This window comes from Streptomyces pallidus (ex Mingjun et al. 2026) (assembly GCF_051550185.1).
Lineage (GTDB): Bacteria > Actinomycetota > Actinomycetes > Streptomycetales > Streptomycetaceae > Streptomyces.
Map to the genome: position 1 here is coordinate 2,586,780 of NZ_CP196181.1, position 23,265 is coordinate 2,610,044.

Annotated in this window: 18 protein-coding genes; 8 read left to right on the forward strand and 10 right to left on the reverse strand. The window is 73.3% G+C overall.

Going from position 1 to position 23,265, the window contains the following annotated elements; all coding sequences use genetic code 11:
• Positions 1-13 precede the first annotated feature (13 nt).
• From ACSHWO_RS10995 to ACSHWO_RS11005, 3 genes are read right to left on the reverse strand one after another with little or no spacing between them, the layout of a single operon-like run.
• On the reverse strand, positions 14-1,231 hold the full coding sequence (locus ACSHWO_RS10995; RefSeq protein ID WP_438311483.1) for a hypothetical protein: 1,218 nt from the start codon (positions 1,229-1,231) through the stop codon (positions 14-16).
• Entirely contained in the window at positions 1,228-2,970 is a 1,743-nt protein-coding gene (locus ACSHWO_RS11000; RefSeq protein ID WP_438311486.1) for a lipopolysaccharide biosynthesis protein, read from the reverse strand. The genes ACSHWO_RS10995 and ACSHWO_RS11000 overlap by 4 nt, the downstream gene beginning before the upstream one ends.
• Positions 2,967-4,172 (reverse strand): glycosyltransferase, encoded by a 1,206-nt coding sequence (locus ACSHWO_RS11005; RefSeq protein WP_361089294.1) that lies wholly within the window; start codon positions 4,170-4,172, stop codon positions 2,967-2,969. The genes ACSHWO_RS11000 and ACSHWO_RS11005 overlap by 4 nt, the downstream gene beginning before the upstream one ends.
• 172 nt (positions 4,173-4,344) lie before the next feature.
• Here ACSHWO_RS11005 and ACSHWO_RS11010 point away from each other — a divergent pair, with 172 nt between their 5' ends.
• Positions 4,345-4,827 (forward strand): adenylyltransferase/cytidyltransferase family protein, encoded by a 483-nt coding sequence (locus ACSHWO_RS11010; protein ID WP_438311488.1) that lies wholly within the window; start codon positions 4,345-4,347, stop codon positions 4,825-4,827.
• Here ACSHWO_RS11010 and ACSHWO_RS11015 read toward each other — a convergent pair.
• Both ACSHWO_RS11015 and ACSHWO_RS11020 read right to left on the reverse strand, forming a co-directional pair.
• The gene (locus ACSHWO_RS11015) at positions 4,808-5,530 is read right to left on the reverse strand and encodes a CDP-alcohol phosphatidyltransferase family protein (protein WP_438311491.1); all 723 of its coding nucleotides are present in this window, start codon (positions 5,528-5,530) and stop codon (positions 4,808-4,810) included. The two genes, ACSHWO_RS11010 and ACSHWO_RS11015, sit on opposite strands and share 20 nt — an antisense overlap.
• 64 nt (positions 5,531-5,594) lie before the next feature.
• On the reverse strand, positions 5,595-6,833 hold the full coding sequence (locus ACSHWO_RS11020) for an MFS transporter (protein ID WP_438311493.1): 1,239 nt from the start codon (positions 6,831-6,833) through the stop codon (positions 5,595-5,597).
• Between the two features lie 71 nt (positions 6,834-6,904).
• On the opposite strand from ACSHWO_RS11020, the gene ACSHWO_RS11025 reads away from it, so the two are divergent.
• Complete coding sequence (locus ACSHWO_RS11025; RefSeq protein WP_385849565.1) at positions 6,905-7,408, forward strand: MarR family winged helix-turn-helix transcriptional regulator; 504 nt, start codon at positions 6,905-6,907, stop codon at positions 7,406-7,408.
• A 62-nt stretch (positions 7,409-7,470) separates the two neighbouring features.
• Here the strand turns inward: ACSHWO_RS11025 and ACSHWO_RS11030 are convergent, their stop codons facing one another.
• Entirely contained in the window at positions 7,471-9,000 is a 1,530-nt protein-coding gene (locus ACSHWO_RS11030) for a hypothetical protein (RefSeq protein ID WP_385849566.1), read from the reverse strand.
• 97 nt (positions 9,001-9,097) lie between these two features.
• Here ACSHWO_RS11030 and ACSHWO_RS11035 point away from each other — a divergent pair, with 97 nt between their 5' ends.
• From ACSHWO_RS11035 to ACSHWO_RS11050, 4 genes are read left to right on the forward strand one after another with little or no spacing between them, the layout of a single operon-like run.
• Positions 9,098-9,637, forward strand: coding sequence for a WcaF family extracellular polysaccharide biosynthesis acetyltransferase (locus ACSHWO_RS11035; RefSeq protein WP_385849567.1), 540 nt, complete (start codon positions 9,098-9,100; stop codon positions 9,635-9,637).
• Positions 9,634-10,752 carry a glycosyltransferase gene (locus tag ACSHWO_RS11040; RefSeq protein ID WP_438311496.1) on the forward strand — a complete coding sequence of 373 codons (1,119 nt, stop codon included), beginning with the start codon at positions 9,634-9,636 and terminating at the stop codon, positions 10,750-10,752. The genes ACSHWO_RS11035 and ACSHWO_RS11040 overlap by 4 nt, the downstream gene beginning before the upstream one ends.
• A gap of 40 nt (positions 10,753-10,792) precedes the next feature.
• Positions 10,793-11,443 carry a hypothetical protein gene (locus ACSHWO_RS11045; RefSeq protein ID WP_438311498.1) on the forward strand — a complete coding sequence of 217 codons (651 nt, stop codon included), beginning with the start codon at positions 10,793-10,795 and terminating at the stop codon, positions 11,441-11,443.
• A gap of 31 nt (positions 11,444-11,474) precedes the next feature.
• A complete protein-coding gene (locus ACSHWO_RS11050) occupies positions 11,475-12,875 on the forward strand; it encodes a CoA transferase (RefSeq protein ID WP_438311500.1) in 1,401 nt (466 codons plus the stop codon).
• Positions 12,876-12,999: 124 nt separating this feature from the next.
• Here the strand turns inward: ACSHWO_RS11050 and ACSHWO_RS11055 are convergent, their stop codons facing one another.
• The 3 genes from ACSHWO_RS11055 to gmd all read right to left on the reverse strand — a co-directional run bounded on the left by ACSHWO_RS11055 (position 13,000) and on the right by gmd (position 17,802).
• Positions 13,000-13,677 (reverse strand): hypothetical protein, encoded by a 678-nt coding sequence (locus ACSHWO_RS11055; RefSeq protein WP_438311502.1) that lies wholly within the window; start codon positions 13,675-13,677, stop codon positions 13,000-13,002.
• A gap of 92 nt (positions 13,678-13,769) precedes the next feature.
• Positions 13,770-16,547, reverse strand: coding sequence for a LamG-like jellyroll fold domain-containing protein (locus ACSHWO_RS11060; RefSeq protein WP_438311504.1), 2,778 nt, complete (start codon positions 16,545-16,547; stop codon positions 13,770-13,772).
• Positions 16,548-16,788: 241 nt separating this feature from the next.
• A complete protein-coding gene (gene gmd, locus ACSHWO_RS11065; RefSeq protein ID WP_385830265.1) occupies positions 16,789-17,802 on the reverse strand; it encodes a GDP-mannose 4,6-dehydratase in 1,014 nt (337 codons plus the stop codon).
• A gap of 290 nt (positions 17,803-18,092) precedes the next feature.
• Here gmd and ACSHWO_RS11070 point away from each other — a divergent pair, with 290 nt between their 5' ends.
• On the forward strand, positions 18,093-19,061 hold the full coding sequence (locus ACSHWO_RS11070; RefSeq protein ID WP_385830269.1) for a GDP-L-fucose synthase family protein: 969 nt from the start codon (positions 18,093-18,095) through the stop codon (positions 19,059-19,061).
• A 22-nt stretch (positions 19,062-19,083) separates the two neighbouring features.
• Here ACSHWO_RS11070 and ACSHWO_RS11075 read toward each other — a convergent pair whose 3' ends face one another.
• Positions 19,084-20,562 carry a sugar transferase gene (locus ACSHWO_RS11075; RefSeq protein ID WP_438311508.1) on the reverse strand — a complete coding sequence of 493 codons (1,479 nt, stop codon included), beginning with the start codon at positions 20,560-20,562 and terminating at the stop codon, positions 19,084-19,086.
• A 383-nt stretch (positions 20,563-20,945) separates the two neighbouring features.
• On the opposite strand from ACSHWO_RS11075, the gene ACSHWO_RS11080 reads away from it, so the two are divergent.
• Entirely contained in the window at positions 20,946-23,213 is a 2,268-nt protein-coding gene (locus ACSHWO_RS11080; RefSeq protein ID WP_438311510.1) for a M4 family metallopeptidase, read from the forward strand.
• Positions 23,214-23,265 lie beyond the last annotated feature (52 nt).

A 23,265-nucleotide genomic window follows, 5' to 3' on the forward strand; every position in this document is an offset into this window, starting at 1 on the left:
GCTCGGCGGGGGTTCAGGCGGCGGTGGTCAGCGGCTCGGCCGGGGCCTTCAGGCGGGCCACCCGCAGCCAGCCGGCCGCGGCCTTGAGCGCGGAGCCCGCCGCCAGTCCCCAGGCCGCCCCGGCGACGCCGAAGGCCGCGTACCCGCCGAGCAGGAGGGCCACCGACAGCAGGGAGAACACCACCTGGAGGGAGAGCGTGGCCTTCGGCCGGAGCACCCGCAGGGTGAGCAGGGCGCAGGTGCCGAGCCCCATCACCGCGTACTGGGCCCCGGTCGCCGGCAGCAGCGCGGCCGCGGCCCCCCAGGTGTCGCCGAGCAGCTGACGCCCCGTGCCGTCGGGCAGTGCGTGGAGCACGGCCGCCCAGCCGGCGCCGAGCACCGCGAGCGAGGCGCCCATCAGCAGGGTCAGCCGGACCACGCCCCGCTTGCCGGGGGCCCGGCCCACGACCGGCGGTCCGAACGCGTTCGCCGAGTTGAACAGGACGTTCAGCGGTCCGAACAGGGTGGTGGCGCCGCGCAGTGCGCCCACCGCGAGCGGGGTCGCGAACACGCCGAGGCCCAGCACCGCGAGCTGGCTGGAGCCGTTGCCGACGGCGAACTCCACCACGAAGCGCTGCCCGAGGTGGCCGCGCCGCAGGTACGGGCGCAGGTCCGCCCGCGCCCCGCGCACGAAGGGGCGGAGCAGCAGCAGGCCGAGGCCCAGCGCGGGGAGCGCGGAGAGACCCCACACCAGTACCAGCCGCCCCGGTGAGGACCCTTCGGGCTGGGCGAGCAGCGCGGCCACGACGCACGCCAGGCGCAGCGCGTCCGCGGCGAGGGCCCGTCCGGGGGTGCGCAGCGCGGAGAAGCAGTACCGCAGGCCGTCCTGGACGAGGACCAGCGGCAGGACCAGGCCCAGGGCGAGGAAGGCCCACCCGGCGGAGCCGGGCAGTACCAGGCCGGCGGCGGCCAGCACCGCCCCGGCGGCGGCCGCGGCGGCCGCGGTGAACCCGACCGCCGAGCGGCACACCGCGCCGAGCCGGCCGGCGTCCTTCTCCAGCACCACGGTCTGGCCGACGTAGGCCATGTTCAGCCCGAGGAGCACGCTGAACGCCACGTACACCATCGAGAAGTCGGCGAAGCCGGCCGCCGAGGACAGCCGGGCCGCCAGCACCAGCACGAGGATGTTGGTGGCGCTGGAGGCGGCCTGGTCCAGGACGGAGGAGACGGCGGCGAGGCCCCGTCGGCTCACCTCTTGCCCATGCGGACGGTGCGCAGGGCCACGGTGTCGGTCCCGTCGCCCGGAATGTGCTGGTCCTGCCCGGTCGACTGCCGGGTGAGCGGCTCCGGTCGGGGCTGTGGCCGGGCCGCGGGCGCCGGGGTGGAGGCCGGGGCGGGGGAGCCGCCCTTGGACTTGCCGCCGCGGCCCCGCTTCTCGACCGGCAGCGGGGCGTGCACGACGGCGCCGAGCACGGTGCCGCCGGCGCCGGTGATCAGCTCGCGTATCCGGGACAGGTCGCTGCGGTGCACTGCGCGCGGGTCGCAGACGACGAGGACGCCGTCGACGCGGTCGACGAGGGCGAGGGCGTCGGCGTACGAGAGGACGGGCGGGGCGAGCACGACGACGGTGGAGTTCGGGGAGTCGGCCTCGGAGATCAGCCGGGTGGCGCGCGGGGAGGTGAGCGCGCGGGCCACGTTGCGGACCCGGTCGCCCGGGATCAGGTCGAAGGCGCCGGACTCGCCCGCGTCGACGACGAGCTGGCGCCCGTCCGGCCAGTCGGAGTCGCCGTGGGCGGGGGTGCCCGGCTGCTGGCTCCAGCGCGGGCGGCTGCCCGCGTCGGTGGGCAGTTGGCTGGCCAGGATCGGGGTGCGCAGGTCGGCCTCGATGAGCAGGACGTCCTTGCCGGTCTCCGCGAAGGAGGCGGCCAGGTTCACGGCCACGGCGGCGGCGATCTCGCTGCTGCCGCGTGGGGCGACGACGAGGAGGCGGCGCCGGTCGGCGAAGCGGGAGTCGTAGGCGAGCCGGAAGGCGACCTGGCGGAACTCCTCCGCGAGGCGGGGGTCCTCCTCGCCGGCCGCGAGCAGGGGCCCGCCCGCGCTCTTGTCCCGCGGCAGGGAGCCGAGGACGGGTGCGCGCAGGGCCCGTGCGACGTCGCCCTCGGAGCGGGGCGCCGGGTCGAAGACGAGCCGGACCCAGGCGGCGAGCAGGCCGAGCGCGAGGCCCACGGCCGCGCCGAGGGCGAGGGACATGGGGATGCCCGGCCCGTCGCCGTCGCTGGGCGGGGTGGCGGCGCTGGTGACCCGGCCGGGGGTCATGTCCAGGGCCTGGAGCTTGGCGATGTTGCTGTTGAGGGTGTTGACCTTGCCCTGCAGGTCGGTCTTGGAGGAGTACGCGGCGTCGCGGGCCGGGCCGGACGGCATGCCGTTGATCTGCTTGACGAGTTCGTCGAGTTGCTTGGCGACGGGGTCGCGCTGCTCCTGGTAGCCCTTGACCATCTTGTCGCGGGTCACGTCGAGCGATTCCTGCCTCTTGAGCAGGTAGGCGTCGGTCATCGCGTTGGCGCGCTTCGCGGCCTCCTTGGGGGAGGAGGCCGTGTAGGTGAAGCGCAGCACCATGGTCTGCGGCGGGTTGGTCACCTGCAGGCCGCCGCGCAGCGCGGCGAAGTCCTTCGAGGACACGCCGAGCTTCTTGGCGGCCTCGTTGGCGATGGAGCTGGAGAGCGCGACCTGGCGCTCCGAGCCGATGTTGATCGCCTTATCGGGGGCGAGGCTCGGGTTGAACGGGTCGTCGGTGGGGGCGCGCAGCACCACGTCGGTGGTCGCCACGTACGTGTCGGCGGTGGAGACGCCGAGGTAGACGCCGCCCAGCAGTCCGATGCCCAACCCCGCGCCGATGAGCCGTCGGTAGCGCAGGAGCTGGCGGAACTGGTCGCGGAGGAGGTCGGGTTCGTCCTCGGCCGGGACCGCTGCGGGGCGGTTCGTCTCGATCACGACTGCGGACCCCCAAGTGCTTCGTCTATCAGTGCGTCGATGCGGGCCAGGCCCGCGTCACGGCTCAGGTGGGCCGCCACGTGGCGGGGCCCGGCCGCCCCCAGTGCGTCCGCGCCGCCGGGGTCCTCGGCCAGGACCCGTACGGCCTTCAGCAGGGCCTCGGGGTCCTCCGGCGGTACGAGCACCCCTGCGCCCGAACGTTCCACCTCCTGGGCGGTGCCGCCCTCCGCCGCCACGGAGGCGACGACGGGCCGGCCGGCCTGGAAGTAGGAGGTCAGTTTGGACGGCACGCTCATGTCGAGCACGGCCGCATGCTGTGTGACGGCGAGTACGTCCGCCGCCGCGAGGATATCCGGGAACTCTCCGTCGGCGGCAGGGGGGATGATGTCCAGGTTCGGGACGTCGGCCGACAGGGCTTCCAGGGCGGGGCGCTGGCTGCCGTCCCCCATCAGTACGAAGCGGACGTTCGGGTCCAGCCGGGCCGCGCCGACGAGGACCTCCAGGCCCTGCTTGAGGCCCATGTTCCCGGAGTGCAGCACGACGGTCTGGTCGGGCGCCCAGCCGAGGTGGTGGCGGGTCTCGCCGCGCGGCTTGGTCGGCTGGGGCACATGGGACCAGTTGGGCACCAGGCGGATCTTCTTCGGGTCCACGCCCATGCCGACGACCCGGTCGACGAAGGTCTCGTGGATGACGCCGACGAGGGTGGCCCGCTTCAGGGCGTAGGCCTCGGCCCGCCCGGCGAGGGCGGCCGCCTTGTCCCCGCCGCTGATGCCGCTCTGCGCGGCGGCGGCGCCCATCAGGTCCTGGACGACCGGGACGAAGGGGACCTTCCACTTGGCGGCGAGTCGGGCGGCGAGCACGCCCCCGGCCAGGCTCGGCATCTGGGCCATGACCGCGTGCGGGCGGGGCATCCGGGGCGGGGCGGCGGCACCGTGGAGGAGAATCGATCCTTCGAACAGGGCGCGCTTGACGGCGGTTTGCACGGCGGGCACGGTGTGCGCACGCCGGTGCACGGTGACACCCGCACGCCGTTCCGTGCGCCGGAACGCGCCCTTGTACTCCGGTTCGAGCGACCACGACGGGTAGTGCGGCATGCCGGCGAGGACGTGCGTTTCGTGGCCGAGACCCGCCCAGTGCTCCGCGATCTGGGTGGCGTACGGACCGATACCCGCGTGCTCGGGAGCGTAGTTGGTGGAAACCAGCAGCAATCGCCGGTGACCGGATGTGGACACGTGAGGTCCCCTTCTCCCCAGGATGATGCGCACGTCACCCTATTCGTTCACCGGCACGCCGCGGAACGTGCACGCTATTGTCTGCTAATCCACCACACCGGGGGGTGTGGTTGCTGGGGGGTAACTCATGACGGAGCGGGACATGCCCGAACTTGGCGCCGGCGCGCGCAGACCGTATCGAGTCGGCTACGCGCCGGGCGCATACGACCTCTTCCACATCGGACACCTCAACATCCTCCGGCACGCCCGCAGTCAGTGCGACTACCTGGTGGCCGGGGTGGTCTCCGACGAGATGGCCGAGCGGGCCAAGGGGCGCCGCCCGATGATCCCGCTGGTGGAGCGGCTGGAGATCGTCCGCAGCGTCAGGTACGTGGACGCCGCGTTCGTCGAGACGGTTCCGGACAAGGTGGAGACCTGGAAGCAGGTCCGCTTCGACGTGCTCTTCAAGGGCGACGACTGGCGGGGCACCCCCAAGGGCGACAAGCTGGAACGGGACTTCGCGGCCGTCGGCGTCGACGTCGTGTACTTCCCCTACACGGTGCACACGTCCAGCACCCAGCTGCGCCGGGCCCTGGACGCGCTCGCCGAACCGCCCGCGGCCTCCGTCACCGCGGAACGGCGCTGAGCTCGCGGAACCACTTCGCGAGGAACGCCAGCAGGAACAGCGCCGCGACGGCGCCCAGTCCGGCGTAGGCCCAACGGAACGCCCCCCCGCCGCCGAGCAGCAGGAAGACCAGGCAGAACACCCCGTAGTCCACGGGCAGCAAGGCCACCGCGCGCAGCGTCGAAGGGGCGGCGGCCGGGCTGCCGGGGGCCGGCTTGGGCTTGAGCTTCTCGGTCAGCAGCCCGCCGAAGAAGGTGACGACCGCGGCGAACTGGAAGCCGAGCGGCACCAACAGCCAGCCGGCGCCGCCCGTCCCGTACGCCTCGGGGAAGCGGTGGAAGGCGATCAGCACGCAGGTGTGCAGCGCCGTCAGCTTGGCGCAGTCCACGACGTGGTCGAGCCATTCGCCGGCCGCACTGCCCCCGCCCCGCAGCCGGGCGAGCTGCCCGTCCGCGGAGTCGAAGGCGAAACCGACGGCCAGGGCCGCCCAGACGGCCACCCCCAGCCCCCACGAGGGCGCGGACAGGGCCACGGCGGCCACGGCGGCGAAGCTGAAGGCGGCGCTGACCAGCGTCACCTGGTTCGGAGTCAGTCCGAGGACGTAGGAGGAGGCCGCCAGGTACCGGCCCGCGGGCCGGTTGACGAACCGCGAGTAGAGCGAGACCCCCTTCGCCGACTTCTGCGCCCCGCGCAGCTCCCGCAGCGCGGCTCCGAAACGTGACATGCGTACCCCTGATCCCGGCGGCGGCACACGCGCACGGGTGAGGCACGTGTGTACGAAGGCCACATCATCGCAGGGCGAGTTCGGCCTCCCGCTCCGCCGGGAGGCGACGGATGTCGGGAAGCAGCAGTACCCCGAGGTTCGCGGCGGCGGTCAGCACGGCGGCGACCAGCAGCGGCGCCGCGGTCCCCGTGACCCCGGCCAGCGGGGCGGCCACCGCCAGGCCCAGCGGGCGGGCGGCGAACGAGATGAGGGTGTCGAAGGAGCCGACCCGGCCCAGCGCCTCCAGCGGGATGCGGCGCTGCAACTCGGTCTCCCACAGCGGGCTGAGCACCCCCAGCCCGAACATGGCGAGGCAGTAGGCGGCGGCCGTCACCGCCGTCGGCAGCCGCAGCGCGAGGGCGGCGAGCGGCAGGGCCTGTACGGCGGCCCCGACGGCCACGCCGTGCAGCGGGCGGCGGATCGGCAGCCGGCGGGCCGCCCAGACCCCGGCGAGCACCCCGGCCGTGCCCGCCTGGGCGATGACGACCCAGGAGCCGGCGCCGCCCAGGCTCTCCACGGCGATCAGCGGCCCGAGGGTGAGCAGCAGCCCGGCCGCGAGGTGCCAGACCCCGTGGGCGAGGACATTGGCCAGGAACCAGGGGTGTCGCCGGGCCTCGGCCCAGCCGCCCCGCAGTTCGGCGGCGAAGCCGGCCCGGCCGGCGGGAGCGGCGGAGGGGGCGGGCCGGGCGGGAGCGGCGGCCGGCGCCGCGGCCGGACGCAGTCCGCCGAGGGTGAGCGCGGAGGCGGCGAACAGGGCGGCGGTGAGCAGGGAGGACCAGCCGGCGCCGACGGTCAGCATCATGCCGCCGGCCGCGGCGGGCCCGGCGATCTGGGCGAGCCCGCCGGCCACCGCCAGCCGGGAGTTGACGCGCAGACGGTCCGCGACCGGGACGACCGCGGCGACGAGGGTGCGGACGGAGGGGTTGCCGAAGGCGACGCCGACGCCGGTGACGGCGGCGAGCGCGGCGAGCCAGCCGATCCGGGCGGGGCCGGCCAGCAGCAGGAGCCCGGTGGCCGCCTGGGCGGCGGCGCGGACCAGGTCGGCGGCGAGCACGACCCGCCGGGCGGGGTGGCGGTCGGCGACGACGCCGGCGACGGGCAGCAGGAGCAGCATCGGCAGCAGCTCGCTGGCGAGCACGATGCCGAGGTCGCCGGCCGAACCGGTCGGTACGACGGCCAGGGTGAGGGTGGTGGGGATGAGGGCGGTGGCGAGGGCCGCGGCGGTCCGGCCGGTGAGGAGCCGCCGCGTGATCGGCGAGGTCATGGGGCCGAGAATATTTCGCCAGCGAATCATTCGTCAACGAAATACACGGGTGGGGGTGCGATACTTCCGGCATGGACGCCCTGGACTCCGAGGACTCGGTCGACCGCCACATCGCCCGGTGGAGCGGCAAAGTGCCCTTCGACGTGCCCACCGAGGGGGTCATCACCCGGATCCAGCTGCTGGCCAAGCACGTCAAGTACGGCAAGGAGCGGGCCCTGGCCGAGACCGGCCTACAGGAGTTCGAGTTCGAGACCATGCACCGGCTCGCCTCCCGCGGCGAGCCCTGGCGGGCCCCCTCCGCCGAGCTCGCCGCCGAACTCCTGCTCTCCCCCGCCGGGATGACCGGCCGTCTCGACAGCCTGGAGCGGTCCGGGCTGATCCGCCGGGTGCGGGCCGCGGGCGACCGCCGCCGGGTCGACGTCGAGCTGACCGACGCCGGACACCGGCGGTGGCGCGAGGCCATGCGCTGGCGGGGCGTCGCCGAGGCGGAGATGATCGAGCCGCTGGACGACGCGGAGCGCGCCGCGCTCTCCGCGCTCCTGAAGCGGATGCTGCTGCACGTCGAGGCGAAGTAGGGCGTCCACCGCCCGACCCGCGCGCGCGGCCCCGCCGCCGGACGGGCCCGCGGGCCCGCCGCTCAGCGCAGGGTGGTGGACCTGTCCGAGCGGTACGTCGCCACGAGCGCCAGGCACAGCCCCGCGATCGCCACCCGGCCGGAGGCCTGCAGCAGCGGCCCCCGCAGCAGGATGAACGAGTACCCGGCGACCAGCGGGACGACCACCGAGATCAGGCTCCCCGAGGGCGCCCGGCGGGTGGCCCGCTTCGCGTAGCGCCGGTCCACGCGCGCGGCCGCGTACCCCACGCCCAGCAGCCCGGCGCCCATGCCGAGCGGGCCGAAGTCGATCCACAGCTCCGCCCAGATCGGGGAGGAGAGGTTCGTGTTGACCGTGCCCATCCACTGGCCGACCATCACGCCGGTGTCCCGCGGCTTTCCCGGCCAGACCGAGCGCGGCACCGCGAAGAACACCGACCCCGCGAGCTGCTGGCCGTAGAAGTGGCCGGGCCCGGACTCGGAGAAGGTGATCGTGTTCGCGAACATGCCGATCTGGTCGTAGTCCTTGAGGGCCATCGGCTCCAGGAACGAGGTGGTCTCGACCGGCTTGTAGTTCTTCTCGTCGTAACGGAAGCGGTCGGCGAAGGGGAAGACGAGCAGCGCCACCACCACCGCCATCGACAGGGCGACCCGGTACATCGCGGCGCTCACCGGGAAGACGGTGAAGAGCAGCGCGAACATGACGGTCAGGAACCAGTAGCGGGGGTTCGAGATCGGATTGTTGACGACCAGGTTCAGCACGCACAGCGCCCCCCAGGTCACGATGATCGAGACCTTCCGGCGGGCGTACTGCGAGGTGATCAGCCAGCGCGTGTACAGCAGCAGGGCGAGCAGCGCCGGCACGGTCCCGAAGCCGCGCAGGAACGCCTGGCCGGCCTGGCCGTCGCCGTTGGAGACGCCCGCCTCCTCGATGCCCGCGATGATCTCCTGGCGGCTGGAGAAGAACACCGCCGGGCCGCCGAGCTTGAGGATGAAGGCGCCACTGCACAAGAAGGCCAGCACGGTGAGCAGTTGGAGGCGGCGCCGGTGCGCCATCACGGTGCGGCGCTCCTTGCGGGAGCCGCCCGCCCGACCGGCGGGCCGGTGGCGGGCCAGCAGGACGCCCACGTCGAACGCGGTGCAGCCGAGCAGGACCAGACCGATGGCCAGGGTGAGGTCGGAGCGGGGACCGACCACCGGAGTCGGTACCCGGCCCAGGACCGCCTGGGCCAGCGGGGCCACCCCCATCGCCATGTACACGAACAGCCAGAAGGATCCCTGGAGCAGCTTGCGGCGGCTGGTCAGCACCATCGCCGAGAGCCGGGCGCCCGCGTACATGGTGAGCAGGAGCTGGAGCCAGAAGGCCGCGTCGCGCTGGCCGTCGCCGGGCTGGCTGGCGACGAACAGCGGCAGGAAGACGGTGAAGCCGAGGATGAGCGGGACGGACAGCGCGCGGGAGAGCAGGGTCCGGGGGCTGGTGATCCGGCCCCAACGGTTCGCGTCGGCCTCGTCGAAGGGGTCGCGCGGCTCAGGCCGGAACGCCGCGAGGAGGGGGTTGCGCGTCTCCGTTGCCACTGCTGCCCCCACCCCATGTGCCTGGTCCGCGCGCAGTCTAGTCTGAGCGGGCCGCGCCGGGGAGGCGCGGCCGGGGTGGAACGACGAGGGGCAAGCGTTGCGTGATCTTCCTTCCTTCACGCTGGCCGGGTACGACAAGGGGCGCGGGCTGCTGACCCAGGCGCTCTGGTTCGCCGTGATGAACACGCTGTTCATGGCGTGGTTCTGCCCCGCCCGGCTGCGGGTGGCCCTGCTGCGCGCGTTCGGCGCGCGGATCGGCGAGGGCGTCCTCATCCGCCACCGGGTGCGCGTGTTGTGGCCGTGGAAGCTCACCGTCGGCGACCACACCTGGATAGGCGAGGGGGCCTGGCTGCTCAACCTGGAGCCGGTCACCATCGGTTCGAACGTGTGCATCTCGCAGGAGGCCGTGCTGTGCACGGGCTCCCACGACCACCGCGCCGCCGACTTCCGCTACCGCAACGCGCCCGTCACCGTCGAGGACGGCGCCTGGGTGGCGGTACGGGCGACCGTGCTCGCCGGGGTCACCGTCGGCCGCTGCGCGGTGGCGGGCGCCGGATCGGTGGTCCACCAGGACCTGCCCGCGCTGACCCTGCAGACCTCGGACGGGCGGCGCCGCCCGGTGGAGGAACCGAAGTGAGAGTCCTGCACGCCGTCACGCTGCACTCGCCGTCGCACGCCTTCGGCGGGCCGGTGCGGGTCGCGCTCAACCTCGCCCGGGGGCTGCGGGACCGCGGCCACGAAGTCGGCCTGGTGGGCCTCGGCGAGGGCTTCGGCGACCCCTGGCCCACCGCGGTCGAGGGCGTCCCCGCGCGGCTGTTCCCGGCCCGCCGGCTGCTGCCGCTCGGCTTCAGCGGCATCACCTCGCCGGCCCTGCTGGCCTCGGCCGGGCGCCTCGTGCGCGACGCCGACCTGGTCCACGTCCACCTGGCCCGGGACCTGGTCACCCTGCCGGTGGCCCTGGCCGCGCTGCGCGCCGGGCGGCCCCTCGTCCTCCAGACCCACGGCATGGTGGACCCGAGCGGCCGGCTCCTCGCCAAGGTGCTGGACGCGCTGGCCGTGCGCCGGGTGCTGCGCGGCGCCGACGCGGTGCTGTACCTCACCCCGTACGAGCGCGAGGGGCTCGACGCGGTCGTGGGCGGGCCGCTGGCCGGTGCGGTCCGGCTGGTCAACGGCACCCCGGCGCAGGACGCCCGCCCGGCTCCGAGCGGGCCGCCGCGCATCCTGTACTCGGCCCGCCTCCAGGCCCGCAAGCGGCCGGTGGACTTCGTGGACGCCGCCCCGGCCGTCCTGGCCGCGCACCCGGACGCGCAGTTCGTGGTCGCGGGTCCCGACGAGGGCGAGCGCGCCGCGGTCCTCACCCGGATCGCGGAGCTGGGGCTGTCGGACCGGTTCACCGTGCCGGGGGCGCTGTCGGGTGCCGAGGTGCAGGCGGAGCTGCGGCGGGCCCACGTGTACGTGCTGCCGTCGGTGGACGAGCCGTTCCCCATGTCGGTGCTGGAGGCCCTCGCGGTGGGCGTCCCGAGCGTGGTGACCCACTCCAACGGGCTGGCCAAGGACGTCGCGGCGGCCGGAGCCGGTCTCGCGGTCGAGCCGGGCCCGGCGGGCGTGGCCGCGGCGGTGCTGTCCCTGCTGGACCCGGCGGCGAACGCGGCCGCCTCCCGGGCGGCCCGGTCCCTGGCCGCGGGGTCCTTCTCCATGGACGCGGTCCTCGACACCCTGCTGCCCGTCTACGGGGCCGCGCTGCGCCGCTGAACCGCCGGCCGTCGTCGGTGGCCCGTCCTAGCCTGGGCCCATGGGGATCTACGTGGTGGACGTGGCAGCGGCCGAGTGGGTGGACGGGGAGTTCTACGGGCCCCTCGGTGCCGCCCTCGACGAGGAGTTGGCACGGCGGGGGCTGGGCGCCTTCACTCCGGCGGCCGCAGCACCGGAGGCGGAACCCGAGCCGGAACGCGCCGGGCTGCCGGGCCTGTTCGGCCGGCGGAACCGTGCGGGGCGGCCCACGGGCCCGCCCGACCGGTTCGAGGAGAAGGTGAACCGGCCGTACGACGGCCTGGAGGCGTTGTGCCGGGCGCAGCCCGCCGCCTGGCGGTGCGAGGAGGCCCTGCTGGACTGGGACGTGCTGGTGCCGGTCGACTTCCACGGCGTCATCGAACTGCCGGTCTCGGCGGAGCTGGGGGGCGACGGGGCCCGGGTCCGCAGTGCGCACCGCACCGCCGAGGCGGGCCGGCGGCTGGCCGGGGTGCTGGGGCTGCCGGGGAGCGTGCCGCGGGACGGCGGGACCCTCGCGCTGACGGGTTGGTTCGCCGACCTGGACGTGCGGCGGGCCGCCGCGGACGGTGCCGGCCCCTGGCTGGACCAGCTGGACGCGGCCTACTTCACCGCGCTGTACCTGGGGGCGGCGGAGCACGCGCTGCGCCGCGGCTGCGCCATCGGCTACAGCTGACAGCCGGCTCCCCGCGCCCGACAATGGGCGGATGATCACCGATGAGGGCGGGGACCCGGCGACCCGGCAGGCATGGACGGCGCTCGGCGGTGCACCCGGGCTGGGCGGGCGGGTGGGGTACCGGGGCGCCGGGGCTCTGGGCGCGGCCCGGCTGCCGGTGCGCGAACTGGCGCGGGCGAGCGTGGGGGTGTGCTCGCTCGCCGCGGCCGAGCTGGCGGCCGTACGGGCGGGAAGGACGGTGGCGGACCTGCCCGGCCTGGTGGTCGACGAGGGGGCGGTGTCGACGGCGTTCACGAGTGAGCGGCACCTGCGGGTCGACGGGCGGGCCCCGGTGTCCTTCGCACCGCTGTCCGGGTTCTGGCGCACCGCCGACGGATGGCTGCGCACGCACGCCAACTATCCGCACCACCGGGCCGCACTGGAACGCGTCCTCGGCTCCGGCTCCGGGTCCGGCGGGCTGACGCCGGAGCGGCTGCGGGCGGAGCTGGCCGGGCGGAGGGCCGTCGAGGTGCAGGAGGCCGTGTACGCGGCGGGCGGGCTGGCGGTGGCCGTGACACGGGGGTTCGGGGCGCCGCAACCGCTGGTGGAGGTGCAGCGGACCGGCGGGCGCGGGCGGGAGCTCGGGGCCGGCCGGCTGCCCGCCTCCGGGGTGCGGGTGCTCGACCTGACCCGGGTGATCGCCGGGCCGGTGGCCACCCGCACGCTCGGGCTGCTCGGCGCCGACGTGCTGCGGATCGACCCGCCCGGGCTGCCCGAGGCGGACGACGCCCACGCCGACACCGGCTTCGGGAAGCGGTCGGCCCGCCTGGACCTCGCCGACCGGGCGGACCGGGAGGTCTTCGGGGAACTGCTGGCGGAGGCCGACGTGGTGGTCGCGGGGTACCGGCCCGGGGCCCTCGACCGGTACGGGCTGGCCGCCGGGGAACTGGTGGCGCGGCGGCCGGGTCTGGTGGTGGCCCAGGTGTGCGCCTGGGGGTGGCACGGCCCGTGGGCGGGGCGCCGGGGCTTCGACTCGCTGGTCCAGGCGGGATACGGGATCGCCGAGGCCGAGGCGGGCCCCGACGGGGCGCCGGGGGTGCTGCCCGCGCAGGCGCTGGACCACGGGACGGGGTACCTGCTGGCCGCCGGGGTGCTGCGCGCGCTGGCGGAGGGCGGCGGGCGGGTGCTGCGGTTCTCGCTGGCCGGCACGGCCTCCTGGCTGGTCCGGGAGGTGCCGCGGCAGCCGGCCGCCCCGGACGCCCACGAGGCCCACGAGGCCCACGGGCCCGGGGCGCCCGGGCCGGGGCCCTGGCTGCGGGAGATCCCGTCGGCGTACGGCAGGCTGCGGTACGCGGCGCCGCCGCTGGCCGGGGGTCCGCGCGACTGGCCCGCGGGCCCCTCGCGCTGGGGCACCGACCCGGCCCGCTGGCTCCCGACCGGCGACCTGCCGTAGCGGCCGGGCCCGAGGGCGGGCTGCCCGGGCCGCGCACGGCCGGACACGGCCGGACACGGCCGGACACGGCCGCGCCCCCGCGGGCCCGGTGCTCCGGGCCCGCGGGGGCGCTGGTGGTACGGGGTTACGCGGGGATCCAGGCGTAGCAGCCGGTGGAGGTGAACTCCGCCGCGCCCGCCGGGACCGAGGCCGTGATCTTGTCTCCCGGCTTCGGCGCGGTCTCCGGGCCGGAGGCCACGACCGCGCCGTCCTTGCCCTTGACCTGCCAGGTGCAGGCGGTGCCCTGGGTGGTCAGCGCCCGGTAGGTGCCCTGCGCGGGCGCCGGGCGGGTGCCGTCCGGGAAGCCCTTCTCGGCGGCGGCCAGGATCGGCTTCTGCTCCGGGCACAGGTGGGTGATGGCGTTCGTCGCGTCGGGGATCTCGCCGGCGATGACGGCTCCGGTCGCCGCGTCCTTGTCGCGCTTGGCGGTGCGCTCCACCCGCTGGCAGGACTCCTGCCCGGTCTGGAGGAAGGCCGCCGGGTCCATCTTCTCCGGCACCCGGCCGCTGAGGTACTTCTTCTCCTTGTCCGTGAAGCTGCCCGTCTTCGGGGTGAGCTTCGCGTCCGGGAGGACGGGGCCCGTCGGCTTCGCCCCGGGCGACGGGGGCGTGCCGGTGGCGTCCGCCGGGTCCGGGACCGACGAGGCGGTCGGCGGCTTGGGCTTGGCCGCCTCGGTGGACCCGCCGTCGCCGCCGGAGCTGCAGGCGGTCAGGGTCAGGGCTGCGGCCAGCAGAACAGCAGCCGCGGCGGAGCGTCGGTACATCAGGAGGGCTCCTGTACTTGCCGGTCGTTCGGGGAGACAGAGCGAGCGCGGGGCCCGGCGTCGACGGCCGGACCCCGCGCTCCCCCGTGCGGTTACTTCGGTCCGAAGGTGAGGATCAGCTGCGGAGCGGCGTCCGCGGCGGTCGACTCCTTGGACCACAGCCACAGCGGGTCGGTGCCCGTGCTGGCCAGCGCCACGCTGTAGCTGGTGCCGAGCGCCGAGGTGACGGCGGCGGTGTCCAGCGTGGCGCTGTGCAGGGCCGAGCCGTCCGGGACGGCGGCGAAGGTTCCCAGCGGGGCGGTGCCCACGGCGGGCTTGGTGGTGTACGTGGTGGTGTCGCCGCTCCAGGTGCCGGTGACCGGGACCACGGAGACGGTGTCGGCGGTGCCGGCACCGGCCTGGGTCGAGGTCTTGACCTGGAGGACGGCGGACTTCAGGACCTGCCCGGCCGGCGCGGCCGGCACGTTGAACCGCAGGTAGGTCTGGTACAGCGGGTTGCCGCGGACGGCCAGCGAGGTGGCGGCGCCGTTGGCGGCGCTCGGGGCGCCCTGGTTGACGTAGGTGTCCTCGCTCGCGGTGACCTTGGAGACCGTGTCGGACGGGGCCTTCGCCAGGTCGAAGTGGTTCTTGACCTGGGCCTCGGTGAGCGCCTTCGGGTAGACGGCCGTCTCGTCGATCTGGCCGGCGAAGAAGTTGCTCGTGGGGCGGTTCGGCCAGCCGGACAGGTTGTCGCCGCCCACGTGCCAGTAGCCCGCGTACGAGAGGGAGTCCGTGACGTTCAGGGTGCCCTTGTTCTGGCCGTCGACGTACAGGGCCATGCCGGACGGGCCCTGGGTGGCGACCACGTGGTGCCACTTGTTGTCGTTGTACGTGTCGAAGAGACCGGTGGTGATGGTCTTCGACGAGCCGCTGTACACGCCGAACGCCAGGCGGCCGGTGTTGGTCATGTAGATGTGCTTGTCGAACGTACCGCTGCTGCGCGTGGTGTTGTTGCCGAAGCCGACGAGCTTGCCGCCGCGCGTGCTGTTCGTCTTGAACCAGGTCTCGACGGTGAAGGCGCCCGACACGGTCTGGCGGTGGTCGCTGTGGACCTGCTGGCTGGTGCCGTTGAAGCCCATCGCCGTGCTCGCGCCGCTGGTCGCGCCCGGCGTCTGGCGCAGGGCCGGGGCGTTGACCTGGACGCCGCTGGTGTTGCCGCCGTCCGAGGAGTCGGCCACGTACGGGCTGACGGTGTCGTCGTAGCGCCAGTACAGCTGGGCGCCGTCGGCGCGGACCTGGGCCGGGTAGGCCTGCTGCGTGCTCGGGACGGTCACGGAGGCGGTGGCCGACAGCGCGCTGGTGTTGCCGGCGGCGTCGGTGGCGGTGATCCGGTAGGTGTAGGACTGGCCGGCCTTGACCGTGGTGTCGGTCCAGGAGGCCTGCGGCCGCTCGAACTCCAGGGAGTCTGCGGTCATGGTGTGGACCGGGGTGCTGGAGCCGTTGCGGTAGATGCGGTACGTCAGCTTGCTGTCGTCCGCGTCGTAGCTGGTCCGCCAGCGCACCTGGGCCTCGCCGGGCTTCACGCTGTCGGCGCTCGCGACCGGCGTGGTCGGGGCGCCGCGGTCGCCGGTGGAGGCGAAGCGGGTCAGGGCCTGCTGCTCGACGCCGTTGACGGTGGTGAACTCACCGCCGACCCACATGTACTTCGTGTCGCCCTTCTCCGCCACGGCCATGACGCGCGGGCCGATGCCCTCGCCGAGGCCGTCGTTGGTGTCGGGGAACCAGCCGAGCTTGCGCGGGCCGCGGACGAACCCGTCCACGGGGGCCGGGGCGGTGCCGGTGTGGTCCGTCGGTTGGGCCAGCAGGTGGTGGCGCTTGCCGTCGGGGTACTCCAGTTCGGTGGAGCAGTCGTGCGCGTGCGAGGAGCTGTAGAGCACGCCGTCGTACGGCAGGACCCACTGGGTGGCGCCGAGGCAGCGGTCGCGCCACTTCTCGCTGAAGTCGCTCAGGCGCAGGCCGATGCGGCCGTCGAAGACGCCGCCGCCGGAGCCCTCGTTGCCCGTGTAGAAGCCCTGGTCGTCGGTGGCGATCGACTTGACGACCGAGTTCGACGGGATGTTGCCGTAGGTCTTCGCGACCTTGCCGGTGGTGGCGTCCACCACGGCCAGGGCGTGCGTGTTGGAGCCGTTCACCGAGAAGAAGTCGCCGCCGAGCAGCACGTTCTTGCCGTCCGGGGTGACCGCGACCGCGCGGCCCGGCTCGTCGGCGTTGGCGGTGAAGGGCTTGAGCGCACCGGAGGCGGCGTCGACCGCGGCGAACCGCTCGCGGGTCTCGCCCTCGACGGCGTTGAAGTCGCCGGCCGCGTACAGGGTGTCGTCGGAGACGGCGAGGGCCCGCACGGTGGCGGGGAAGCCCGGGTGGAAGGAGGCCTTCGGGCTGCAGCTCTCGATGTCGATCGCGGCCAGGCTGGAGACCGGGGTGCCGTTGACGGCGCCGAAGTAGCCGCCCGCGTAGAGGGTCTTCTTGTCCTTCGAGACGGCCAGCGCCCGTACGGTCGCCGTGCCCTCGCTGACGGTGAAGGCAAGCCTGCAGGAGGTGGGGTTGCCCGTCGCCGCGTCGAGGGCGACGAAGTTCACCGCCTCCTGCTCGGCGCCCGAACCGCCGGCGGGCGGGCGGACCGCCGAGAAGGTGCCGCCGGCGAAGACGGTGCCGTTCGCCTGCGCCAGGGCGAACACGATGCCGTTCGGCTGCCAGGTCGGCAGGGTGTCGGCGGTGAACGCCACCGGCGGGGTGATGGCGGACGCCTGGGGCATCACCACCAGGCCTATCCCCGTTCCGGCACCGGCCAGTGACAGGACGAGGGCGGCAGTCAGCCCTCTGGATCTACGCATGAACCCCCCAGGGCAATTGCCCGGTGTATGGCTGGAACTGTCCGAACAGCCGTATGCACGGGCGCAGACTAGGGCTCATATGAGGTCCTGGTCACCTCACTTGACCCTATGCATACCAAATCGGAACGTAGGGTTCAGCGGCGAGGGCGCACAGCGGACATACGGAAGATTCATCCCGGCCACGGCGCTGCATCTGCACCAATGGCCGGGACACGGCAAATCGTAGGCGAAATATAAGGCCTCAGCGGTCGATCCGGACCGTCGCTCCCGCGAGTTGGTCCTCGACCTGGCGGATGTCCGCGTCGACCATGATGCGCGCCAGCTCGTCCACCAGGACCGTCGGCTTCCAGCCAAGCAGCTCCTGGGCCTTGGAGGCGTCACCGATGAGGGCGTCGACCTCACTGGGGCGCTCGTACTTGGCGTCGTAGCGGACGTGCTCGTTCCAGTCGAGGCCGGCGTGGGCGAAGGAGGACTCCAGGAACTGGCGCACGGTGGCGGGGACGCCCGTGGCGACGACGTAGTCGGTGGGCTCGTCCTGCTGGAGCATCCGCCACATGGCCTCCACGTACTCCGGGGCGTAGCCCCAGTCACGGACGGCGTCGAGGTTGCCGAGGTACAGGTGCTCCTGCAGACCGGCCTTGATGCGGGCGACGGCCCGGGTGATCTTGCGGGTCACGAAGGTCTCGCCGCGGCGCGGGGACTCGTGGTTGAAGAGGATGCCGTTGACCGCGAACATGTCGTACGCCTCGCGGTAGTTCACCGTCGTCCAGTACGCGAAGACCTTGGCGGCGCCGTACGGGCTGCGCGGGTGGAACGGGGTGTCCTCGTTCTGCGGCGGCGGGGTGGAGCCGAACATCTCCGAGGACGAGGCCTGGTATATGCGGGTGTCGACGCCGCTGGCGCGGATCGCCTCCAGCAGCCGCAGTGCGCCGAGGCCGGTCACGTCACCCGTGTACATGGGGGCGTCGAAGGAGACCCGCACGTGCGACTGGGCGCCCAGGTTGTAGACCTCGTCGGGCTTGATCTCCCGGAGCAGGTTCACGAGCGCGACGCCGTCGGAGAGGTCGGCGTGGTGCAGGAAGAAGGACCGGTTCGCGGTGTGCGGGTCCTGGTAGATGTGGTCGATCCGCTCGGTGTTGAAGCTGGAGGACCGCCGCACGAGCCCGTGCACCGTGTAGCCCTTGGAGAGCAGAAGCTCGGAGAGGTAGGAGCCGTCCTGCCCGGTGACGCCGGTGATCAGTGCGGTCTTGCCCATGTGGGTCCCCCTGGGGATCGTTTCGGTCGGTATGTGGTGAGGCGGTGCCTCGGGGGCCTGCGGCTGCTCCGGCCGCCGCCCGCGCGGGGCGGCTCGCGGGCCGGTGCCGGCTGACGGACCGCCACCAAGGGCTGGATGCGTACCGTACACGGGCCGGGCCCGTCGAACTCGCGCGGTGTGCGCACCGCCGCGGCGGGCCCGCTCCGGGCCCGGGTGCGGTGCCGTCGGCGCCGGGGCCGGTCCCGACCGCCCCCGTACCCCGCGGAGAACGGACTGGCATCATCGGCGGTATGACAAGTTCGCTGCCGCTCCTGCCCCCGAACGCCCGCGTCTTCGTCGCGGGCCACCGCGGCCTCGTGGGCTCCGCGGTCGCCCGCCGCCTGACCGCCGACGGCCACGAGGTGCTCACCCGGGGCCGCGCCGACCTCGACCTGCGCGACGCCGCCGCGACCGGGGCGTACCTGAAGGACGTGCGCCCCGACGCGGTCGTGCTCGCCGCCGCGAAGGTCGGCGGCATCATGGCCAACAGCACGTACCCGGTGCAGTTCCTGGAGGACAACCTCAGGATCCAACTCAGCGTCATCGGGGGCGCGCACGCCGCCGGCGTCGGCCGGCTGCTCTTCCTGGGCTCGTCCTGCATCTACCCCAAGCTGGCCCCGCAGCCCATCACCGAGGACGCCCTGCTGACCGGTCCGCTGGAGCCGACCAACGAGGCGTACGCCCTCGCGAAGATCGCGGGCATCGTCCAGGTCCAGTCGTACCGCAAGCAGTACGGGGCCTCGTACATCTCGGCGATGCCCACGAACCTCTACGGCCCCGGCGACAACTTCGACCTGGAGACCTCGCACGTCCTGCCCGCCCTCGTCCGGCGCTTCCACGAGGCCGCCGCCGAGGGGCGCGAGGAGGTCACCCTGTGGGGCAGCGGCACCCCGCGCCGCGAGTTCCTGCACGTGGACGACCTGGCGGCCGCCTGCGCGGTGCTGTTGGAGCGCTACGACGGCGACGAGCCGGTCAACATCGGCTGCGGTGAGGACCTGACCATCAGGGCGCTGGCCGAGACGGTCGCCGACGTGACCGGCTTCACGGGCCGGCTGGCCTGGGACACCTCCAAGCCGGACGGGACGCCGCGCAAGCTCCTGGACGTCAGCCGCCTGACCTCGCTGGGCTGGAAGCCGGAGATCGGGCTGCGGGACGGGATCGCCGCCACCTACCGGTGGTGGCTCGACCAGGGCGGGGCCGTGGGCGGCGGGCGGAGCTGAGCGCACGGGTGTTGCGGATCCGCTAGTACGCTCCGCGGCCGTCGACCACGGCGCGGAGCGTACGGCCCATCACGTCGACGTCGCTGGTGAAGGACCAGTTGTCGACGTACTGGAGGTCGAGCTGGATCGTCTCGTCCCAGGACAGGTCGGAGCGGCCGCTGATCTGCCACAGCCCGGTCATGCCCGGCCGGACGGTGAGCCGGCGCAGTTCGACCTCGTCGTAGCGGGCCACCTCCTCCGGCAGCGGCGGGCGCGGACCGACCAGCGACATCTGTCCCGTCAGGACGTTGACCAGTTGCGGGAGTTCGTCGAGCGAGGTGCGGCGCAGCAGCCGGCCCACCCTGGTCACCCGGGGGTCGCGCCGGATCTTGAACATCAGGCCGTCGTTCTCGTTGGACCCGGCCAGCTCGGCCTTGAGCCGGTCGGCGTCCACGACCATGGTGCGGAACTTCCACATGGTGAAGGGGACGCCGTCGCGGCCGATGCGCTGCTGGCGGTAGAACGCCGGGCCGCGCGAGCCGAGGCGGATCGCGAGGACGATGGCGAGGAAGACCGGGGCGAGCAGCAGCAGCCCGAGGGCGGCTCCGGCCCGGTCCAGCAGGGACTTGAGTACGGGTTGGACACCCCGGCTGACGGGCGGTGCGACCCGCAGCACGGCGAGGCCGCCCGCGGAGAGGGTCTCCAGGCGCTTGACCGAGACCTCCACCAGGCCCGGGAAGACGGCCAGTTCGAGACCGGCGTCGTGCAGGGCCCAGGCGATGCGGCGCAGCCGCTCCCCCGCGATCCGCGCCCCCGGGGCGACGAGTACGAGGTCGGCGTGGTGGCTGCGGACGGCGCCGAGGACGGCGGAGGCGTCGGCGGCCGGGGCGTCGGAGGCCCGGGCGTCGAGCCGGCCCGCGACGGGCACGCCGCTGTCGACGGAGCCGTCGCCGACCGGGACCACGCCGACGACGACGTAGGGGTGGTCGGTGCGCGCGGCGAGGTGGGAGATGACGGAGTCGGCCGCGGCCGGCTCTCCTATCACCAGCACCCGGCTGACGGCCTGTGCCTCACGGCGGGCCGCCGAGAGGTGACGGTAGGTCAACTTGTGGCAGGCCAGGGTGACGAGGAGGGCCGGCAGCAGTGCACCGAGCGCCGCGAGCCGCGGCGTGCTCTCCCCGGTCACCACGCGGGCGACGGCCAGGACACCGATCAGAATCAGCCAGTCGTGCACGACCGGCAGGACACCGCGGGACTCGCCGAGCGCCCGTGTCGCATAGCGGCGGCGGACCGCCTGCACGCCGACCCACGCCAACGCCGCCCCGGCGGCGCAGTACGCCGGCCGGGCCTGCTGAGCTGCGTCGAAGACGAGGCCCACGGGTACGGCTGCGCCGAGAAGGTCGGCAGAGACTGCTGCGGGCAGGTACCAGCGTGCTTTGTCGCCGATCCGCCTCACTGGCGCAGCAGTTAGCTCAGCCGCCGCTCCGGCCACTCTTTGCGCAGGAAAATGGACATGCCTCATGGGCCCCCCTGGCACGTGGTCTATGACACTCGCGCGCGCCCGCGGCTTCCCCAGGCCACGGACATCAGGCGCACCGGGAAACAGTACGACAAACACTCTTAGTACAAGTGCGGAACCCCGGAACAGGGACTCTTGTTGCGCAAGCGTTAGCAAGCGGTACCAGTTGTTCCAGATTTCTGGCGCGTTAAGGACGCACGCGAAGGTGAATGGTCCGGATACCGGATACGCCACCTCGGTCAACGAACCGTTTCCGGCCAACCTTTTGACGCGGCCCTGACATTGCAGCGGCCAGGTGGCACTCTTCGATCCGTTCATCGCACTGCCCTGCTCTGCCCGGTGGCCCACCCAGCCGTCCGGATCCCCCCTTGCAGAAGGAGTCTGCGTTGAGTCCCACCCCCCACAGGCGTGTCACCGCTGCCGGCGCACTCGTTGCCGCTGCCGCGCTGCTCGCCGTCGGCATGCAGGCCGGCACCGCGTCCGCCGAGGCCACCGCCTCCCAGGGCAGCGCCTCCGCGAAGCCCAACCCGGGCGCCTCCCCGCTCCAGCTCAGCCCCTCCGAGCGTGCGACGCTCATCGCCGACGCCAACTCGACCACCGTCCAGGCGGCGAAGGCGCTCGGCCTCGGCGGGCAGGAGAGGCTCGTCGTCCGCGACGTCGTCAAGGACGCCGACGGCACGACGCACACCACCTACGAGCGCACCTACGCCGGACTCCCGGTGCTCGGCGGTGACCTGACGGTCCATGCCAAGGGCGGCGTCACCAAGAGCGTCACCAAGGCCACCCAGCACGAGATCAAGGTCGCCGACACCGAGGCCTCGGTCACCCCGGCCGCCGCCGAGGGCCAGGCCGTCTCCGCGGCGAAGGACTCCGGCTCCAAGGAGGTCAAGCCCTCCAAGAACGCCCGCAAGGTGATCTGGGCGGCCGAGGGCGCACCCGTGCTCGCCTACGAGACCGTCATCGGCGGCCTCCAGCACGACGGCACCCCCAACGAACTGCACGTGGTCACCGATGCCAGGACCGGCGCGAAGATCACCGAGTGGCAGGCCATCGAGACCGGCACCGGCAACACCATGTACAGCGGTCAGGTCAACCTCGGCACGGCCCAGTCCGGCAGCAACTACACGCTGACCGACACCGGGCGCGGCAACCACAAGACGTACAACCTCAACCGGGGCAGCTCCGGCACCGGCACGCTCTTCAACGGCCCGGACGACGTCTGGGGCAACGGCGCCGCCTCCAACCTGGAGACGGCCGGAGCGGACGCGCACTACGGCGCGGCGGTCACCTGGGACTACTACAAGAACGTCCACGGCCGCAACGGCCTGCGCAACGACGGCGTCGCCCCCTACAGCCGCGTCCACTACGGCAACAGCTACGTGAACGCGTTCTGGGACGACTCCTGCTTCTGCATGACGTACGGCGACGGCTCGGGCAACAGCAAGCCGCTCACCTCGACCGACGTGGCCGCGCACGAGATGACCCACGGCCTGACCTCGGTCACCGGCAACATGACCTACAGCGGCGAGCCCGGCGGTCTGAACGAGGCCACGTCCGACATCATGGCGGCCGCGGTCGAGTTCTACGCCAACAACCCGACCGACGTCGGCGACTACCTCGTCGGCGAGAAGATCGACATCAACGGCGACGGCACCCCGCTGCGCTACATGGACAAGCCGAGCAAGGACGGCGCGTCCAAGGACGCCTGGTACTCGGGCCTCGGCGGCATCGACGTGCACTACTCCTCCGGCCCGGCCAACCACTGGTACTACCTGGCCTCCGAGGGCTCCGGTGCCAAGGTCATCAACGGCGTGAGCTACGACTCGCCGACCTCCGACGGCCTGCCGGTCACGGCCATCGGCCGTGACGCCGCGTCGAAGATCTGGTTCCGTGCGCTGACCGTCGGCTACTTCAAGTCGAACACCAACTACGCGGCCGCCCGCACGGCGACCCTCCAGGCCGCCGCCGACCTCTACGGCGCCGGCTCGGCCACGTACAACAACACCGCCAACGCGTGGGCGGCCATCAACGTCGGCCCCCGCATCAACGACGGCGTCACGGTCACCCAGATCGCGAACCAGAACACCGTCCTCAACACCGCGGTGAGCCTCCAGGTCCAGGCGACCAGCACCAACCCGGGCGCGCTGAGCTACGCGGCGACCGGCCTGCCGGCCGGCCTGTCGATCAACTCCTCCACGGGCCTGATCTCGGGCACGGCCACCACCGCGGGCACGTCCAACGTGACCGTGACGGTGACCGACTCCGCCAACAAGTCCGGCACGGCCTCCTTCACCTGGACCGTCGGCACCGGACAGCAGAACGTCTTCGAGAACACGAACGACTACCAGATCGCGGACAACGCGACCGTCGAGTCCCCGATCACGGTGACCCGCACGGGCAACGCGCCGAGCACCCTCAAGGTGGACGTGAACATCGTCCACACCTACGTCGGTGACCTGCGCGTCGACCTGGTCGCCCCCGACGGCACCGTGTACAACCTGCGCAACCGCAGCGGCGGCAGCGCGGACAACATCGTCCAGAGCTTCACCGTGAACGCCTCCTCCGAGGTCGCGAACGGTGTCTGGAAGCTTCGCGTGGCGGACCTCGCCAGCCTCGACACCGGTTACATCAACAGCTGGAAGCTGACCTTCTGACCCCTCGGGGCAGGGTAGGGCGCGACGGCTGACACAGCACGGGGCCGTCCGG

Coding starts and splice junctions, on each gene's coding strand:
- ACSHWO_RS11010 (WP_438311488.1), top strand. CDS start 4,345: ATGCCCGAACTTGGCGCCGGCGCGCGCAGACCGTATCGAGTCGGCTAC.
- ACSHWO_RS11015 (WP_438311491.1), bottom strand. CDS start 5,530: ATGTCACGTTTCGGAGCCGCGCTGCGGGAGCTGCGCGGGGCGCAGAAG.
- ACSHWO_RS11020 (WP_438311493.1), bottom strand. CDS start 6,833: ATGACCTCGCCGATCACGCGGCGGCTCCTCACCGGCCGGACCGCCGCG.
- ACSHWO_RS11025 (WP_385849565.1), top strand. CDS start 6,905: ATGGACGCCCTGGACTCCGAGGACTCGGTCGACCGCCACATCGCCCGG.
- ACSHWO_RS11045 (WP_438311498.1), top strand. CDS start 10,793: ATGGGGATCTACGTGGTGGACGTGGCAGCGGCCGAGTGGGTGGACGGG.
- ACSHWO_RS11050 (WP_438311500.1), top strand. CDS start 11,475: ATGATCACCGATGAGGGCGGGGACCCGGCGACCCGGCAGGCATGGACG.
- ACSHWO_RS11055 (WP_438311502.1), bottom strand. CDS start 13,677: ATGTACCGACGCTCCGCCGCGGCTGCTGTTCTGCTGGCCGCAGCCCTG.
- ACSHWO_RS11060 (WP_438311504.1), bottom strand. CDS start 16,547: ATGCGTAGATCCAGAGGGCTGACTGCCGCCCTCGTCCTGTCACTGGCC.
- gmd (WP_385830265.1), bottom strand. CDS start 17,802: ATGGGCAAGACCGCACTGATCACCGGCGTCACCGGGCAGGACGGCTCC.
- ACSHWO_RS11070 (WP_385830269.1), top strand. CDS start 18,093: ATGACAAGTTCGCTGCCGCTCCTGCCCCCGAACGCCCGCGTCTTCGTC.
- ACSHWO_RS11075 (WP_438311508.1), bottom strand. CDS start 20,562: ATGAGGCATGTCCATTTTCCTGCGCAAAGAGTGGCCGGAGCGGCGGCT.